The 17,365-nt window shown below is 60.2% G+C and carries 16 protein-coding genes; 6 read left to right on the top strand and 10 right to left on the bottom strand.

The annotated features are described in order from the left end of the window. Positions 1–11: 11 nt before the first annotated feature. The 9 genes from AC1DUY_RS17255 to AC1DUY_RS17215 form a co-directional block, all read right to left on the bottom strand. The gene (locus AC1DUY_RS17255; RefSeq protein WP_478115801.1) at positions 12–1,451 is read right to left on the bottom strand and encodes an oligosaccharide flippase family protein; all 1,440 of its coding nucleotides are present in this window, start codon (positions 1,449–1,451) and stop codon (positions 12–14) included. A 2-nt stretch (positions 1,452–1,453) separates the two neighbouring features. Continuing rightward, entirely contained in the window at positions 1,454–2,434 is a 981-nt protein-coding gene (locus AC1DUY_RS17250) for an acyltransferase family protein (RefSeq protein ID WP_478115799.1), read from the bottom strand. Between the two features lie 76 nt (positions 2,435–2,510). Further along, entirely contained in the window at positions 2,511–3,617 is a 1,107-nt protein-coding gene (locus AC1DUY_RS17245; protein ID WP_478115797.1) for an acyltransferase family protein, read from the bottom strand. Positions 3,618–3,684: 67 nt separating this feature from the next. Next, the gene (locus tag AC1DUY_RS17240) at positions 3,685–4,767 is read right to left on the bottom strand and encodes a glycosyltransferase family 4 protein (protein ID WP_478115795.1); all 1,083 of its coding nucleotides are present in this window, start codon (positions 4,765–4,767) and stop codon (positions 3,685–3,687) included. Then, the gene (locus tag AC1DUY_RS17235; RefSeq protein WP_175366892.1) at positions 4,764–6,185 is read right to left on the bottom strand and encodes a VpsF family polysaccharide biosynthesis protein; all 1,422 of its coding nucleotides are present in this window, start codon (positions 6,183–6,185) and stop codon (positions 4,764–4,766) included. The genes AC1DUY_RS17240 and AC1DUY_RS17235 overlap by 4 nt, the downstream gene beginning before the upstream one ends. After that, entirely contained in the window at positions 6,182–8,494 is a 2,313-nt protein-coding gene (locus AC1DUY_RS17230; RefSeq protein WP_478115793.1) for a GumC family protein, read from the bottom strand. Before AC1DUY_RS17230 ends, AC1DUY_RS17235 begins: the two co-directional genes overlap by 4 nt. Further along, positions 8,475–9,899: an outer membrane beta-barrel protein gene (locus tag AC1DUY_RS17225; protein WP_175366891.1), complete on the bottom strand. Its 1,425-nt coding sequence runs from the start codon at positions 9,897–9,899 to the stop codon at positions 8,475–8,477. Before AC1DUY_RS17225 ends, AC1DUY_RS17230 begins: the two co-directional genes overlap by 20 nt. Positions 9,900–10,208: 309 nt before the next feature. Next, positions 10,209–10,823 carry a polysaccharide biosynthesis/export family protein gene (locus AC1DUY_RS17220; RefSeq protein ID WP_244528336.1) on the bottom strand — a complete coding sequence of 205 codons (615 nt, stop codon included), beginning with the start codon at positions 10,821–10,823 and terminating at the stop codon, positions 10,209–10,211. A gap of 116 nt (positions 10,824–10,939) precedes the next feature. Beyond that, on the bottom strand, positions 10,940–11,668 hold the full coding sequence (locus AC1DUY_RS17215) for a metallophosphoesterase (protein WP_478115885.1): 729 nt from the start codon (positions 11,666–11,668) through the stop codon (positions 10,940–10,942). An 818-nt stretch (positions 11,669–12,486) separates the two neighbouring features. On the opposite strand from AC1DUY_RS17215, the gene AC1DUY_RS17210 reads away from it, so the two are divergent. The 3 genes from AC1DUY_RS17210 to AC1DUY_RS17200 all read left to right on the top strand — a co-directional run bounded on the left by AC1DUY_RS17210 (position 12,487) and on the right by AC1DUY_RS17200 (position 15,563). After that, entirely contained in the window at positions 12,487–13,254 is a 768-nt protein-coding gene (locus AC1DUY_RS17210; RefSeq protein ID WP_478115790.1) for a sugar transferase, read from the top strand. A 126-nt stretch (positions 13,255–13,380) separates the two neighbouring features. Then, positions 13,381–14,172 carry an FkbM family methyltransferase gene (locus AC1DUY_RS17205; protein ID WP_089268058.1) on the top strand — a complete coding sequence of 264 codons (792 nt, stop codon included), beginning with the start codon at positions 13,381–13,383 and terminating at the stop codon, positions 14,170–14,172. A 71-nt stretch (positions 14,173–14,243) separates the two neighbouring features. Continuing rightward, positions 14,244–15,563, top strand: a complete 1,320-nt coding sequence (locus tag AC1DUY_RS17200; RefSeq protein WP_089268057.1) for a UDP-glucose dehydrogenase family protein — start codon at positions 14,244–14,246, stop codon at positions 15,561–15,563. A 39-nt stretch (positions 15,564–15,602) separates the two neighbouring features. Here the strand turns inward: AC1DUY_RS17200 and AC1DUY_RS17195 are convergent, their stop codons facing one another. Continuing rightward, a complete protein-coding gene (locus AC1DUY_RS17195; protein ID WP_441231833.1) occupies positions 15,603–15,914 on the bottom strand; it encodes a hypothetical protein in 312 nt (103 codons plus the stop codon). Between the two features lie 406 nt (positions 15,915–16,320). Between AC1DUY_RS17195 and AC1DUY_RS17190 the strand changes: the two genes are divergently transcribed. From AC1DUY_RS17190 to AC1DUY_RS17180, 3 genes are all read left to right on the top strand, one after another. Next, the gene (locus tag AC1DUY_RS17190; protein ID WP_141137206.1) at positions 16,321–16,581 is read left to right on the top strand and encodes a hypothetical protein; all 261 of its coding nucleotides are present in this window, start codon (positions 16,321–16,323) and stop codon (positions 16,579–16,581) included. 160 nt (positions 16,582–16,741) lie between these two features. After that, entirely contained in the window at positions 16,742–16,882 is a 141-nt protein-coding gene (locus tag AC1DUY_RS17185; RefSeq protein ID WP_158596770.1) for a hypothetical protein, read from the top strand. 5 nt (positions 16,883–16,887) lie between these two features. Then, on the top strand, positions 16,888–17,124 hold the full coding sequence (locus AC1DUY_RS17180; RefSeq protein WP_089268054.1) for a DUF6719 family protein: 237 nt from the start codon (positions 16,888–16,890) through the stop codon (positions 17,122–17,124). Positions 17,125–17,365 lie beyond the last annotated feature (241 nt).

Raw genomic sequence — 17,365 nt, 5'->3', positions numbered from 1 at the left:
ATTTCACGACATTAGAGCTCCGAAAGTTGCGGCTGCCGGCGCAGCATCCGAAGCAACGTCGGCCCGTAAAGGATGGCAAGGACCAACACGTAGATCGCCGCGCCTGCGGCGACATGTGCTGCCAGCAAGACATGGTTGGGCGCTTCGGGCAGTTGCGTCAGCAGTGCCGCCATGGCCCCAGTTGCGAGGACGATGCGGGCGAGATGCGCCCAGGGCAGGGTCAGGCCGAATTTCGAAAAACCGATGATGAAACTGACCAGCGCTGCGGCAATGGCGGACAGCACTGTCGCGCCGGCCGCGCCGACAAGTCCCCAATAGTGGATACAGATGAAGCTCGCCACGATCGTCACCAGTGCGTCGATGCTTGAGACGACGATCATCAGCTGGGTCTTGCTGTGCAGGAGAAACACCTGATCGCCGAAATGGGCGCGGATGTTGCGGATCGAACCGGCCAGGGCCGAGAGAGGCAGAATTGCCAGCGTCACCTGTTGAAACGGCGTGGCGATCAGTAGGTGCACGATCTCGGCCCGTAGCAGGAAGATGCCCGCAATGCTCGGCGCCAGAATGCCGATGAGCAGTGCACTGTTGTCGGCAAGTTGGCGCATTGCGGCTTTGCTGCCACCTTGCTCCATGCTCTTGACCGCCAGCGGGAAAGCCGCTGCCGTCACCAGCATCGCAGCCACTGCCGCGGCGCGCTGGCCCAGACCATAACCGACGGCAAAAAGACCAGCGGCGGCGACGCCGAGCATGTCGTTGACGATAAAGCGCGACGCATTGAGGCCGACCCAGCCCAGCGCACCGCCGATGATCAGCGGAATGCCGTAGCTCACCGCATGGCGAATGATCTCGCGATCGATCGGCCACAGGCGGCGGCTGTAGCCGATATGGGGCAGGACGACCAAAGCGGCAAAGAGCTGCGCGGCGGCATAGCCCAGCAGCGGCCATTCCGGCGATGGGCCGATCAGCCTGATGAGTACCAGGCCGAGAATGAAGCCGATCGACGGTCCGACGATCTGCTGGATCGAGTAGACGCCGATCTGGTGCCGGACCCGGGCGCGTTCGGCGATATAGAGATTGAGAGAGCGGCTGATGACATAAGCGATTGTGGCGCCGAGCAGCGCCGGGTTGGTGTCAGTCGCGATGACCGTATAGAGCACGCCGATGACGGCGGCGCTCTGCAGCACCAGCGAAACAAGAATGACGACATTCTCGGTGCGATAGAAGCGTTCGGCCTGTTCGCCGTCCTGATAGCGGCCGAAGAAGCGCAGCGCATATTGCGACCACCAGGCGAGGAACGCGATCTGCAGCAGCTCATGCGTTGCCGTGATCAGCGTGATCACACCCAGCGTATGCTCGTTGACCACATGGGTCCACACGATCATCGCGATCAGCTGGAACATCGGCCCGACGATCTGGGCCGGAAGATAAAGGATGGTGCGCTTCAGTAGCATGGTCAGGCTCCGAGCCAGCGGGCCGCGCGCGGCGGCGCCCATCGTTGCACGGCGAGCAACGCGACAAGGCTCAAGGCGACGGTGATGGCATACATCAGAAATGTCCCCGCAACCGGGCCGAACTGGCGCAGTCCGCCATGATCGCGCAAGGCCATGACAATGAAAATATGCCAGAGATAGATGAAGTAGCTGCCGGACCCGAGCATGGCCAGGACCGGCGCGCGGATGCCGAGTGCGAGCAACAGGACGCAGAGCGCAGCGGCATAGCCGAAGAACGCCATCGAATCATAATCGGCGGCGTCGCCGATCTTGAGCAGTCTCGCTGCCACATAGATCACATAGGCCAGCAGTGCCGCCGCGGTCAGCGTCAGGCGCATCCGTGGAAGGGCCAGCCGCGCCGTCGATCCGGCGACCAGCATTCCCAGCGCCACGAAGCTGAACCAGAACGGGATATCACGCATGCGCACTTCCTCGATCAGCCCTTCGGACAGCCCGCGCTGTATCAGCAGGGGATCGACATAGCTGCCGATAATCAGTCCGAAGACGAGGGCGAGCATCAGGACGAGGCGCAGTCGCTCATTGGCTTGGGTCGGCACACGATGGGCAAACCATAGGGTCAGCCAGAGCATGAGCGTACAGCCGAGATAGACGAAGACATAATAATACACGAACACGTAAGCGAGCACGAAACGGGCAGCCGTTGTCGTTGGGCGGTGATCCATCGCCGGGTTCTGCAGCGCCATGTAGAGATAGGCCGCAGCGAAAGCGATGGCGTAGGGGATCAATGCGGCCATGACGCGCTTGCCGAGTGGAACGCGGCCCGACAGAGCGGTCAGATAGCCGGATGCGAACAGGAAGATCGGCACACAGGGACGCAACGCCGCATCGAGCATGGTCTTCCACGATGCATCGAGCGGTTGCTGCAGCGAATGGATGCCGATCACCATCAGAATGGCGACGCCGCGCATGCTGTCGATGGCCACGTCCCGGCTGGCCGTCCTCGTTTGAGCCAGCGGCCGCGCCGTCCCGGACATTGTCTGCGTTGCATTGACCATCAGTTCACGTCTGCCTTGGCACCGTCGCCGCGGCAATTCGCGTGCTGAAATGGCGATCATAAGCCTCATTGAGAGCGCGCCGCATGGGCGTCTCGAAATAGCGCAGGGACAGAATGCTGGCGGCGGCAAGAACGGCGATGGCCAGCGGCACCAGGGCGAGCTTGCCGCCGGGAATGACGGGGGCAAGGAAGCGTGCTGCCAGCGTGAGGACGACGGTCGCGACTGGAATATGCAGCATGTAAGAGGAATAGGTCAGCGACGACCAGCGCTCAAAGCCAAGGCGCGAGAACAGGGTGGTCTGGCTGGAGAGGTCGTGATGGATGGCGAGTGCAGCGATGAGATAGATGACCGCCAATGCTGCCATGATCGGAAGCTGCGCGCCGAAGATCAGGAACAGGACGAGGGCCGTGGTCAGCAGGCCCGGTATCGCCGGAAGCCGCGCAATCCGGTCGCGAAACAGCCAGCAGGCGATGCCGAGATTGAAGGCAGGCAAAGCGCGGAAGGCGCCGCCCTTGTTGATCCAGTCCGGCCAGGGCTCGGTGCCCATGGCAACGGCATAGATGCTATTGGCCAGCAGCGGCAGCACGACGAGGGCCACAATCACCGTCCTGCTCCGCGCGATCGTCAGCACCATCAGCGGAAACAGCACGTAGCAGAAGAACTCTGCCGACAGCGACCAGCTCGGAAAATTGAAGGTCAGCCGGTCGCCATCGATGGCGTGCAGCAGCAGGAACTGCGCCGGCAGGTCCGAGAACGGATAACGTGCCGGGTTGTCGGTCTTGGCGATGCCCGCATGAAGCGCCAGTGCGATCACGATATAGAAAGCCAGCGTTGCCAGATGCAGTGGATAGATCCGCGCGAGGCGCCGCCAAAGGAAGCGACCGACCGCGGCGGGTGAGCCGACTTTCGCTAGATACTGGCTGGCAATGACGAAGCCGGAGATAACGAAGAACAGATCGACGAACAGATTGAAGTGCCAGGTGTGGTCCACCATGAAGCGACCAATTGGCAGGTCCTTGATGTAATCGGAATAATGCAGGATCACGACGGCGCTGGCCGCAACGATGCGCAGCCCGTCCAGATGTCGTGTGCTGGTGTCGATATCCTGCAAGAAGCATGTCCCCTGTTGAACGGACCAAGCGTGGCCCCGATCCGGCATGGGTGCCGGCGTCACGATCCTAATGCGCGACGTTGGGTTTCGCCGCCGAACGACGGCCGGCCAGTTGCCCGCCGGCGAGTTCGGCGATCAGGTCGATGACGATGTCGTGGTCGCTCGCTGCCAGCGCGTTCCAGCGCGCGAGGTTCTCGGTCGCTGCCGCAACATACTGCCTGCGCCACTGAGAAGCCGCGATAGCCCCGCCGATCTGTGACGCTGCGGTGCTGTGGTCCGACGGATCGATGAAGATGCCGGATGTGCCCAGAACTTCATGGAAGACGGGCGCATTCGGCGCCACGATCGGCAGGCCGGCATATTGGGCTTCGAGCAGTGGAAGGCCGAGGCCTTCGTCATGCGAGGTGCACAGGAAAATATCGGCCTCATTGAGAATGCGCGTCACGTTCTCGGAAGACTGGTAGCCATGCAAGGTCACGCACGACATGCGTTCCAGTGTCTTCCAGTCATCGCCCCAGCCTTTGCGGCCAACGATGTCGAGGGTGGCGCCGGGAAAACCGTGCTGACGCAATTCACGGACGATATTGGCCGCAGCGATGAAGTTCTTGCGTGGCTCCACGGTGCCGAGCGCCACGACGCGCAGCGGCGACGTCTCGGGCTCGCGCTCGGCGCGCTCGGCGGATTCCAGCTTGAACACGTTGCGCACCGGCGGGCGATACAGCGTGATCTCGGCGTCCGGGCGACAATGCTCGGCCAGCTTGCGCTGGGTGTCGCGCGAATTGGTCAGGAAGCGCGGATAGTTCTTCAGCGCGATCTTGAAAGGCGTCGCCATATAAAGTCGTGCGCGAGCATTGAGATCGGCCTGTCGCGTCAGCAGGAAGTCGTCGTGCATATAGGGCAGCACACGTGATGAAAACATCCGCAGCAGCGGGCTTGGCGGGAAGCCGGGGCACAGCAGGAACGACGAGGGAGACGCCAGGCGCATCGGCAGACCGAAAGTCTGCGTCGCCACCATCTGGCCGGTGCCGCGCGAGGTGATGGGCACGACATCGAGCGGCGCCAGCGCCTGCTGCGAAAACAGCTCCAGTGTGATCCGTTCGAGCCCGGTCACATGGCGTCCGAGATGGGTGTGATCGACATAGATAGTCATGCAAACTCCTGATCCCGGGGGACGGCGCGGACATGCGGAGCCGCCATCGGCGGTCGCTGATGGACATGGCGGGGTGGCGCCACGGCCGGCGCGCGTTCGCGCGGCAACAGCAGCGCGATGAGCAGAACGAGTTGCGCCAGCTGGATGTTCTTCGACGAGAAGCTCACCGAGCTTGCCGCAATCATCAGGATCAGCAGCAAGATGGCGAAGGCTGCGCGGTCCGACCGGCGCAGCAGTTCGATGAAGAAGCAGGTCAGGCCCAGCGTGATCAGGATGGTGTGGATCAGGCCAAATTGCACGATGCAGGACACCCAGAAGTTCTCGATGCCATAATTCAAACCGAGCTGCGACTGCAGCGCGTTCACGCGAACCGGATTGGGCCCGAGAATCAGTTCGCTCCACTGAAAATGATTGAGCATGTCGAAGGTCGCAAAGCGCGCCAGGGCGCTGCCTTTGTCCGACGAGAAGCGCAGCAGCATCTTGTCGAAGATACCGAGATAGAGCGCAGCAAACACGACGCCTGCCGCCGCAAAAAGAAAGCAGATTGCGCCGACAGCGAACAGCAGCGGCACGCGCTTGCCGCGGATCAGCCGGATCGTCTCAAGCAGACCGAGGCAAGCCAGCACGAACAATACCGTCATCAGCGCGGTACGGCCGCCGAAGGCCATCAGTGAGCCCAGACTGAAGGCGATCAGTGGCACGCGGATCATGATCGGGGGGCAGATGGCCGGTCGCAGCACCAGCGCCATGATATAGGCGCCGACGATGCCCGAGGCTGTCAGCGGATGGCCGAGCAGCGCAGCCGAGCGCCATTCACCGACCACCAGCACGCTGCCGAGTGTCAGCGGAATGATGCGATGGCCGGAAAAATATTCGTAATAGCCAATCAGGATGTTGAGCAGCAGTGTCGCATGGATGGCCCAGACCAGCGGCCGCCGCTGCGCCGGCGTCAGCCGCCAGATCAGCAGGCACAGCAGCACCGGCAGCAGGAACGTGTCGATGATGACCGTGAACGGGCGTTCCAGCACGAACATCTGGATCAGCAGGACGAACCAGCAGAACAGGTGCACCAGCAAAAGCTTGGCGTCCGTGAAGGCACGGTTGATCTCACCGATCGGGTCACCGTCGCGCATCAGCAGCAAAAGCGTCGCGATGAATGTCGCATAGGTGCCGGGATGCAATTTCTCAAGAAAATTGCCGCCGGGTGTCAGATAGTGAATCTTGAGATTAGTCAGAACGCCGCCGGACAGTGTGAAAATCGCGACGATGGCGCCCAGCAGCACACTGACGATCATTAAATTAATGAGTTGGGCAGTGTTAACGATCTGCCGTCGTTGCGGAACGCGTGCACGCGAGCCCGCCGCGGCGAGGGCGCCGTTGCGATGCAGCCTGAGCGGCGCGGTCCGGGCCAATGTCAACGCGCAGCTCCCGCACTGGCGGCGGCGACGCCATAGGGTTTCAGATAGGCCGAGCTGCGGTAGTAGTCATAGAAGCGGATCTTGCTGAGATCGACCTGGGTCAGCACGGTGCCGAGAATGCGATCATGCACCGGCGCCAGCAGCTCCATCGTGTGGGCGACGACCTCGCGCGGTGTCTGATTCCAGGCCATGGCCAGCAAAATTCGGTCGGCGAGTTCGGCCAGTGCGCGGCCGTCGACCAACGGGATCAATGGCGGCGAGTCGATAATGATCAGTTCATAATGCGACTTCAGGCGGTCGAGGATTTCGACGATCTGCTCCGAGAACATCAGCTCGGTGATGGCATCGACGTCCTTGATGGCAGGCGAGGGCAGGATCGAGAGGCCGGTACTGCGATCGAGTAGGATGGCGCGCTCCAGCGACACTTCGCCGGTCGCCACCTGCAGCAGGCCGGCATCGGCATTGGGGCTGACGGCGCGGGTCAGACCGGGATTGCGCAGATCGCCGTCGATCAGCAGTGTCTTGATGCCCAGCGTGGCGAAAGACAGTGCGAGATTGCCGGCGAAGGTCGTCTTGCCTTCACTTTCGAGGCCCGACGTCACCAGCACGACCTTGACCGTGTCGATCTTGCGTGCGCGCTGGATCGCCAGACGAACGGCGCGGATCGCTTCGGCGAAGAATGTGCCGGGCTCCTCGATGGCATAGCGCATCAGTGGTGGCTGCAATGCAGCCGGCAGCAGCCGCATGGTGCGCGGATCGTAACTGCCGAGTTCGGTGCGGCCGCGTTTGGCACGCCCGGCGAGTTCGCGACTGCTGATCGAGGGTAGAGCGGCCAGAGCGGGGACGCCCGATATCTCTTCGGCCTGCTCCAGCGTCTTGATCCGTCCGTCGAGATAGTCGGTCAGGAATGCCAGCACGGTGCCGCCGCCGAGGCCGAGCAGGATCGCAAAGCCGAGAATAAGCATCGTCTTCGGTGCGGAGGGCTTGAGCGGGATGCTGGCAAAGCTGACGATGCGGGAGTCCGGCATCTCCAGGCTTTCCTGCGCCGTCGTCTCCTTCGAGCGCGCCAGATATGACTCATAGAGCGTGCGGTTGGCCTCGGCCTCGCGCTGCAGCTCATGCAGCCGGACCACGGCCTGACCGGACGTGCTGGACACGCCCTGCAGCTTGTCGAAACTGTCCTGCAGCGACGCCTCGCGCGATTTCGCAACGTCATAATCATGCGCCGTGCCCTGCACGATGCGCCCGATTTCCTCGTTGATCAGCCGCTGCGTGTCCTTGAGCTGCGCCCGCACATTGGCGACCTGCGGATGCCGCGGACCATATTTGCTGGTCAGGTCGGCTTCGTTCTTGGCGATATCGGCATATTGCGCGCGCAGCTTGGTCACCATCTCCGAGGAGACGGCGGCATTGAGCCCGCCGGCATCGCCGCCGGTTTTCGCCAATTGTTGCACCTGATCGAACTTGGCACGCGCCTCGGCGGTCTGCACCCGGGCAGCAATCAGCTTGCTGTTGAGATCGGTGATCTGCTGGTCGTTGACCGTCACGCCCTGCGAGACCGCGAGGTTATTGGCGGAACGATAGTCCGCGACGGCCTGTTCGGAGGTGACGACGCGGTTCTTCAGCGCATCGATCTGGCCGCCGAGCCATTTGGCTGCGATGCGCGTCGCGTCGAATTTGGCGCGGACCTGTTCCTCGAAATAGGCGTCAGCCACCGCATTGGCGATGGTCGCGGCTTTCTGCGGCGATTCCGAGCTGACGGCGATATCGACCAGGAAGGTCGTGCCTTGTCGTGTCACCTTCATGCGGCGCTGGAGCAGATATATAGAGTATGCACGCGCGGCGTCTTCGGGGCTCACGCCATCGACCGGGCTGCTGCTGCGGAACAGATTGCGGATCGGATCGAGCAGGCCGGGCTTTGGCATGAACTCGAGATCCTGCGTCAGCTTCAGCTTGTCGACCACACGCTGCAGAATGGTCAGCGACTGGATCAGCAGCGTCTGGCTTTCGATGGTCGCATCGTCCGTGCCGAAATTGGTCAGCACCGATTGATTGGTTTCGACCACGTTGGCGCGCCGGGGATCGACCAGTACGGTGGAGTTCGCAGTATAGAGTGTAGTAGCTGTCACCACATAGGCTAGGGCGATCCCGGCCAGTACGGCGGCGGGTAGCACGACCGCGCGCCAGCGCCGGCGCAGGATGCGCGCCATTTCGCGGAGATCGACGGTCGGCGCCTGCCAACCGGCAACGGCGGTCGGAACCGGTTCCGGTGCCGCCGGATAAGGCTGGTCAAAATTGCGCTGTAACATTGAGCCCTACCTGATGTTTGTCGTAACTGAAGGTGGGTATATCGCTGTCGCGCGATGTGTAGCGGTGATAGGCCGAGATCGCGCTGAAGCGGTTCATCAAATACTTCACGCTGGCATTGGTCGTGGTCACGCGGTCCTTGCGGGCCTGGCCGAAGAAACGATCGATCTCATAGGCGCCCGCCAGCGACAGGATGACGTTGCGACGCAGCTCGTAGTCGACGCCAACCTGCACGGCATTGGCCAGCACGCCGGTCGAGCTGGTATCGGATGTCTGCGTGACCAGTTGTTCGGCCTTGACGTGGATGTCCATCAATCGCGTCGGGCTCCATGTGAGCTTGGCGCGATAGGACGGTCCGTCGACGGTGCCGATCAGAGGATTGTCGAAGCGCTGCTCGACATAGCCGCCGCCGAACTCGCCGCGGAGCAGATTGCCGAAACCGACGGTCAAGCCGGACAACGCGCGATAGCCGGTGGAGTCCAGCGTCTGGCCGGGTACGCCGCGGATGTTGCGCTGGTTGCCTTCGACGCCGCCGAACCAGCCGAGCACAGGCGAGAACGCATAATCGACGCGGCCGTGAAGTGCATAGATCTGGCCGTCGCGGCTGCTCTGGTCGATCAGACTGCCATCCTGCGCGCGCGCCGTACCGTAATCGTAGGAGTCGACGCGTGCACCGATCGATGTCGCCAGCCGGTTGAATTCCTTGCGGACGGTCAGGTCGCCGGACATCAGATTATAAGGCGTCGGTGTCACGGCATTGGAAGGCGAGCTCAGCGAACCCACACCCTCATTGAGATGCGCGATCTGGAAACTGCCCAGCACGACCATATCGTTGGCGATATCGATCCAGCCGGCGCCCTTCAGGCTCACATCGGTCTGGTCGAGGCTTGAATTTTCGTTATAGGCCGTGGTTCGTGAATTGAGCTTGATGTCGATGCCGTGTCGTTCCCACAGCGTGTGAGCACGCAGGCTGGGTTCGATCACCGCCGCGACGTCGCCGCGCTTCTGGGTGTTCGAGGCAAACACATTGCTGTCATAGAGTGCGCCCGTCATCAGCGACGGGTTGAACATCCAGGATCCCTGGCGGATGCCGACGGGTTCATAACCAGGTTGCTGTCGCTTTTTTACTGGCATGTCCTCTGGCGCTACTGCTTCGCGGTTATCCCGGTCGACCAGATCGGGCAGCGCGGACGGTTCGAAAATCCGTTGCGCATTCCAGGGCGGCGCGAGCTCGTCGCTGGTTGCCGGGATCGCCTGAGCATTGGCGGGTGATGCAATACCAAGCAGAATCGCCGTGACCGGCCATGGCGCGATACGGAGAGCGCGGCGCGTGACGGGAATCGGCCGCAGCCCCTCCGGTCCTTCGCCGATCGCATCCGATCCTGCTGATACAAACGTACATTTCATCACTCATCCCTTGCGAAGGACATGCATTCCTCCGCTATCGAATTGTCGTCGAGACTTGATTGCCGCTTAGAAATTCATCCTGGCGCTTACAAACTCAGCAAGCCCGTGATGAATGTCGCGCCCCCACTAGCGTACTCAACACTCGTCTGATGAAACGCCCTTCTCTTTGCTGCCCACAATGTGAAGTGCGAAGTAAAGTTCGTCGCACTGCACAAGAATACGCATCGCAAAAAGTCGAGACTATGGCGACGCGCGACATGAAGGCGCGCATCGGTCACTACACATCAGACAAAATCAAAAATGATGAGTTCAGAAGTATCGTTCTGGGACACGCACATTGTCGCCGGGAAATACCAGGACTGGCGAATCGAGCGCATAGATCTCTTCGACGGTTGAGCCCGATCGCCGCAAATACACTTTGTTCTCATTGGCGCGATAGGTGAATCCACCGGCAGTTGCGACGGCGTCCATCACGGTCAGGCCCATGCGATAAGGGTATTCGCCGCTCTTCTTCACTTCGCCGAGGATATAGAAGGGGCGATACAGTGCGATTTCCACATTCACGCGTGGGTCTCGCACGATTCCCTTGGCCAGCGCGGAGGAGATGCCCTTCTCTAATTGCCGTGTGGTCAGTCCAGCGGCCTTCACGTGGCCCGCAAGGGGAATCGATACAAATCCGTTGCTGTCGACTTCATATTCACCGGTGATATCAGCTTCGCCATAGACCTTCAGACGAATCCTGTCAGTTGGTCCAAGAAGATAGGTGCCTGACGGCGAAGCCGCAGAAACCCGCTGGTCCTGTGCGAGCGCGATCGACGGAGCGACGCCAGCAAGGAAAAATGAAAGCACCGGTACTATCAAAATGCCGGCGCATCGGTTCGTTCGCAACATGGTAGACCCCCAACACAACATCAATGTGATCATCTGCATCAATTCGATGACAATTGATGCAGACGACAATTGCGCGAGAGTGTCCGGCAAAAAACGGCGAAAGAATGTGGCGTACTCAGAGAGTGCGCAGATTGCGTACTAATGTCTTCTTAGAGAACCAGAATCTCTGTGCCTTCGATGGCAATGCACGTGAGGATGCCGCTGCGCCACGCACCTGTGTCAATATTCACACGGTTATCTCTAATATCTGCATGGGGAACCGGCGTGTGTCCGTGCACCACATAGACGCCATGATCGCGCTTTGAATCCAGAAACTCGTCCCTGATCCACATCAGATCATGCGGATCTTGAGACGACAGCGGAACATTGGGACGAATGCCCGCGTGAACGAACAAGAAGTCGCCACATCTGATATTGTTCCGCAGGCAACGCAAGAAAGCGTCATGCGCCGGAGGGAATGCGGCATGAAAGGCTTTCTGCACGTCGCGCGCCGTTGCCGAGCGCGATGGAGAAACGCCATAGGACGCGAGAGTCTGAAGTCCGCCCAGTTGGCGCCAGTGCTCAAGTACGCTGGCATCCTCTAGGAAGTCTTCCATGATGGCTTCGTGATTGCCGCGTAGGCAGATTGCATGGTTGTGCACCATGCGGACTGCCAGCAAATCGATCACACCTTTCGAATCCGCGCCACGATCGATGTAATCGCCGATATAGACCTCTGCCGCATAGGTGATCGGGCGACGTCGGATGTCCTCATCGATGCGCGCGATGGTCTCCTGCAGCAGGTCGGCGCGCCCGTGAATGTCGCCGATAGCATAGATACGCGTATCGGGCGGCAGTGCCGCCTTGTTCGAATCTGACCTGGAGAGGGAGCGCGGCATTTCGCGCAAGCTACGATCAGGGAACCGTCGCGGTCAAATTCAATCGGCCGCGCAACGCCTTGGGACTCATAAAGCTTTGGGGATAGCGATGAGCTCAGAAGAAAATGATGCGAACGGCGACGATCACAGCGACCCAGACGGCCGCATTGATAAGAAGAAGTCTATTTCGCAGTTTGCGGCCAGATGCGTTGTGCACATCGCTGGTAGAACTGTCCACAGGGCTTGAGATCGCCGCCTTATCCACGGCGATCGCGCGCGGGGGAAATGAAATGTCCCCTGTAGTCATCTGAGGTGTTCGTCGAGCGACCATGGCGATGCCGAAATATCTGGCGGAGTGAGCAGTCTCAGTGCGCAACATAATGGGCGCGCTTTAGTATCGAGTGAAAAATCAAGCTCGAATCGATTGCCGCTTGGTGGCGATTTGTTAATTGCGAAGATCATGCACCCGATCTCGCAGCGACGCGATGCAATTCATCGATCTGCGTCGTGTAATTATTTTGCATGGCTGCTGTGAGCGTGATGCAGCGCAATAGACGGACAAAACGATCTAAGCGCTTCCGTGCACAACGAATTTTGCGCGCCGCACAATTATATCAATATTGCGACTGCGTAATGTTACACGCCAATACCGTTTTGCCGCCCTAATTCGTTCGCACAGTTAAGAAATCTTCAGTGATGAAGGTTCTTGCTGATCGACGAAGATGGTTTCGCAATTGCGAATGTTCGTCGAAGGGAAGGGTTCTGAATTCGCATGCCTGCCACATAGGCATGTTTCTGTTCGATTATCGCGCACCAAAGTTCCAGCAGGGAGCGAGAGCATGGCCTCTACAGTTTCAGTTGGTTTTGATCGCAACAAGGTGACGCCGCTCTGGAAGGAGCGGCAGTTCATTTCAGTGCGGCCGGTCGAGTTTGCCGGCCACGGGTCCTATCGGAACAGCGCCTATCGGAGCCGCCGGACAAACCAGGTTGCCCGGTGCGAGCCGTCGGGGTCGGTTGCCAAGCGATTGTTCGACATTGCGGCCGCGGGCTCGGCCCTGCTGTTTCTCGCGCCGCTGCTGATCACCATCGCAATCATCATCAAGGCGACCTCGCCGGGGCCGGTGTTCTTCACCCAGTATCGCTACGGCTACCGCAACCGCTTCTTCAAGATCTACAAGTTCCGCTCGATGCGCACCGATGCCGGCGACAAGCGCGGCATTCAGCAGACGGTCGAAGGCGACGCCCGGGTGACGCGGATTGGCAAGCTGCTGCGCAAGACCAGCCTCGACGAAATTCCGCAGCTGATCAACGTGCTCAAGGGCGATATGTCTCTGGTTGGGCCGCGGCCCCATGTCCCGGGCATGCTGGCCGCCAACGTGCTCTATGAAGATCTTGTGCCGTATTACTTTACGCGTCACAGCGCACGGCCCGGCATCACCGGTCTGGCCCAGGTGAGCGGCTGCCGCGGCAGCACTGTCGAGGCGCCCCGGGCGATCTCGCGCATCGATTACGACCTCGAATATATCGAGAAATGGTCGATGCGTATGGACATCATGATCATCGTGCAGACGGTCCGGCGCGAATTCCTCTCCGGTAATGCCTTCTGATGCCCACGCCCGATTGAGCGGCGGCATCGATCACACCACACATTGCAGACATTGCGCTGGCGGACCTCCGTCCGGCGCCCGGAATTGTTTTGCCTTGAAACCAGCCTCGAACGAAGGGTGACAGCCATGACGGCGACGCAACGGACCAAGCAGCTTCTGAAAGACGCTTTCCCGTCGATGTATTTGCGCTGGCGCTTCCTGAAGCGTCCCAAATCGGCGGAGCGTGAACTGGCCTATCTCGACAAGATCGTGCCGCAGGGTGCCGTCACGGTGGATGTCGGCGCCAATTGCGGTCTCTACACCCAGCAACTGGCGCGGCTGTCCGGTCAGGTCCATGCTTTCGAGCCGTCGCATGAGATGGCCGATCTGCTCCGGCGCACCTCCGCGTCCAATGTCCGCATCCATGAAGTGGCTCTCTCGGATCATGAAGGCGATGCCGAGCTCTACACACCGCAAGGCGAGGATGGCCTGGTTTACGGGAGGGCATCGCTGGAGCAGCAGTATGAGCCGTCGGTAAAGCAACTGATCACGACGCATGTTCCATTGGCGCGTCTCGATGGTGTCGTGCGCGAGGACGTGTCCTTTGTGAAGGTGGACGTCGAGGGGCACGAGTTGAGCGTCTTGCATGGCGCCGTCGGCCTGATCGACCGGTGCCAGCCGGTCTTCCTTGTCGAGGCAGAGGATCGCCACCGTGCCGAGGCGACGCGCTCGGTGTTCGATTTCTTTCGCGACAAATCCTATCGCGGCTTCTTCCTTCAGGACGACGAGGTGATCTCCATCGATCATTTCAACGCCGGGGAAATGCAGGACGCCGATGCGCTGTTGCCCAATGGTGGCCGTAAACCCGGGCAAGCTTACGTCAACAACTTCTTTTTCTTTCCGCAGCATCTCGACGGCGAGTTGATCCTCAACAGCTGAGGCGCATGCGGAATTCTCGGGGGATGTCCGGGTCGTTCTGACCGCGGACTGTTTACAAGACAGGACATGCAATGCGAATTGCCATGATTGGCGCTGGCTATGTGGGGCTCGTGTCGGGGGCGTGCTTTTCGGACTTCGGCCATCACGTCACCTGCGTCGATACCGATCAGGGAAAGATCGACGCGCTGAACAACGGCGAGATTCCGATCCATGAGCCTGGTCTCGATGCGCTGGTCGCGAGCAATGCCAAGCAGGGACGGCTGAAATTCGTCACTGATGTCACATCCGCCGTCGGTGCAGCCGAGGTGGTGTTCATCGCCGTTGGCACGCCGTCGCGGCGCGGTGACGGCCATGCAGATCTGTCTTATGTTTATGCAGCGGCGCGCGAGATCGCGAAGGCCATCAAAAAGTTCACCGTGGTGGTCAACAAGTCGACGGTGCCGGTCGGTTCCGGCGACGAGGTCGAGCGCATCATTCGCGAGGAGAACCCGGACGCCGAATTCGCGGTAGTCTCGAATCCGGAGTTCCTGCGCGAAGGCGCGGCTATCAGAGACTTCAAACATCCCGACCGTATCGTCATCGGTTCCAGCGATCAGCGCGCCAAGGATGTCATGGCGGAAGTCTACCGGCCGCTGCACCTCAACTCGTCGCCGATCATGTATACGGATCGCCGCACGGCCGAACTCACCAAATATGCCGCCAATTCATTCCTGGCCACGAAAGTCGCCTTCATCAACGAGATCGCCGATCTCGCCGAGAAGGTCGGTGCCAATGTGCAGGAAGTCGCGCGGGGCATCGGCCTCGACAACCGGATTGGCCTGAAATTCCTGCACGCCGGACCGGGCTATGGCGGCTCGTGTTTTCCGAAGGACACGTTGGCACTGATCAAGACGGGCCAGGATTACGAAGCGCCGCTGCGCATCGTCGAGACCGTGGTTGCCGTCAACGACCAGCGCAAGCGCGCCATGGCACGCAAGGTGGCGCATGCCTTCGGCGGCAATCTGCGCGGCAAGTCCATCGCCATTCTCGGTGTGACCTTCAAGCCGAATACCGACGACATGCGCGACGCGCCGTCGATCCCGTTGATCACGGCGCTGCAGGATATGGGCGCCGAGGTGCGGGTCTATGATCCCGTGGGCATGGAGCAGGCGAAGAAGGTGTTCGAAAATGTCACCTTTTGCGAGGGGCCCTATGAATGCGCCCGCGGGTGTCACGCCATGGTCATCGTCACCGAATGGGAGCAGTTCCGCGCGCTCGATCTGAAGGAGATGGCGGCGATCATGGCCTGTCCGGTGATCATCGATCTCCGCAACATCTATTCGCCGGATGAAGTGACACGGAACGGATTTCTCTATAGCGGCGTCGGGCGGCCGCAAGCGGTGGCTTACTAGCTCGCGCATCTGCGCAGATAAGGGGAGGCGCGCAGTGTCTTACTGCGTCGCTTCCTCCGTCGTGCCGGGCGCAGTGGCATGTTCGCTTCGCGGCGTCGTGGAGGCGTCGTTATAGCTTTCAGTCTGGTAGATCGATTCCAGGTCGCTGCCGCCGAGATACCAGCTTCCAAGGAAATATGTGGCGCCGATGATGGCTGCGGCCATCACGAGGCCGCGGCCGACGGAGAAGACGATATCGGCCTTCGTGACTTTATGCGGAGCGATCTTGTCCATGAAGGCGTCCCTATGGGGCATGCCGCTATCCTGCAACGGCGTGGTCCAGTTGGTGCTCAGGAATTCGAGCGCAAGCAACAGCGCAATCAATCCCGGACAGTGTAGCGTTATCGACCTGACATGTCTGCTGGAAATGCCGAGATCGTCGCGTAGCAGAGAACCCATTGAATAAGCGAATAATGCGGCGCTCAGACCGCAGATCGCAGAATCACAATCACTTTCGGCATCCGCCCCATCCGCGAACATCGCCAATGCGGCTCATTTGTTCAACCGTCACAATTGCAACAATTCAACCCCGAATGTCGGAATACCGAACACAGGCGCGTGAGCACGAGCTTTCTCCCGTGGAACCTGAGGATGACGACAGAGTGACGATGCGTTGCTGGAGTACCGAGGTTATGATCGCACTATGAGACAAACTACATTTATACTGGCACTTGCCGCCGTGATCGCGTCCCCGATCTATGCGAACGAAATCGATCAGATGGCGAACAATCTGGAAACAAGCTGTTCGAACCACTTTCGCAAGCGGCCGAACAAACCTTCGAGCGATTCCAAAAAGTTCTGCAGCTGTTTTGCCGGAACCTTCACATCGACCATCTCGCTGCGGGAACTCGATGCCGCAAATGGGGTGGTAACATCGGAAATTCAGGAACAATTCGAACGCGCTGCGGAGTTCTGCGGCCGCGATGTTGCGCCGTCCGTCGCGCAAGCGGGCAGGGCATGGATCATGGAATCCAACTGACGACGAATCCCGGCGATCATTGTCGGCTGTTACCCTGACTCACTGTCGCCTCATTTGACCGCAAGTCTTTGCTCGTCGGCAAAGTGGGACACATCTTGCGCCGGCATTTGGGGACTGCTCATTGACTGACTCTCGTTTCAAGGCGCAAGTGGCGTCTCGCATGCCTATGCTCCGATTCAAGGAGTCGAAGCTCAGGCAGAAGGTCGGTTCCGCCGTCGAGGCGGTTTCGATTGCATGCGCCCATGTTCTTGCTATCGCGGCCCTGGTGATCATCGGCGGTCTTGTCATCTATGTGAGATAATCGTCGTGCGTACTATTCTACTTGGACTGTTCCTGACGGCCGTCGCCCAGCCGTGTTTCGCGCAAAAATTTCTCTCCTTCGAACCTTTGATGATGGATCCGTATGCGACCGTGTTCGTCGACAACGGTTCGTGTTCGGCGGGCAAGGTGCTGAAGGTGCAAGGTGCGCCGAACAACCAGCGTCGCAAGAAGAGCTGTGTGCCGATCAGCGATGTGCGGCCTGGCGCCGCCAAGGGCAAATAGCCAAGGCCACCGCAACGGCGCTTACGCCGTCGCCTGCTGTATCGTCGGTCGGCCCACGCCATAGGCGTTGACGGCGCCCGGCGCATCGATGCCGCGCATATGCGATGGATGTGGCTTCCGTGGCATCCATGCCCAAATGGGCAGCAAAGGCAGAAAATACGGGCTCAATTCGTCGAAAATGCCCGCATCCGCGCGGACGCCCTGACAAGCGGGAACAGCATTGCTATGGTCGCGCGTACCG

The sequence above is a fragment of the Tardiphaga sp. P4_G1 genome (assembly GCF_056401215.1).
Note: the sequence above shows the minus strand (reverse complement) of the source record. Positions and strands in the feature narration are given on the sequence as shown.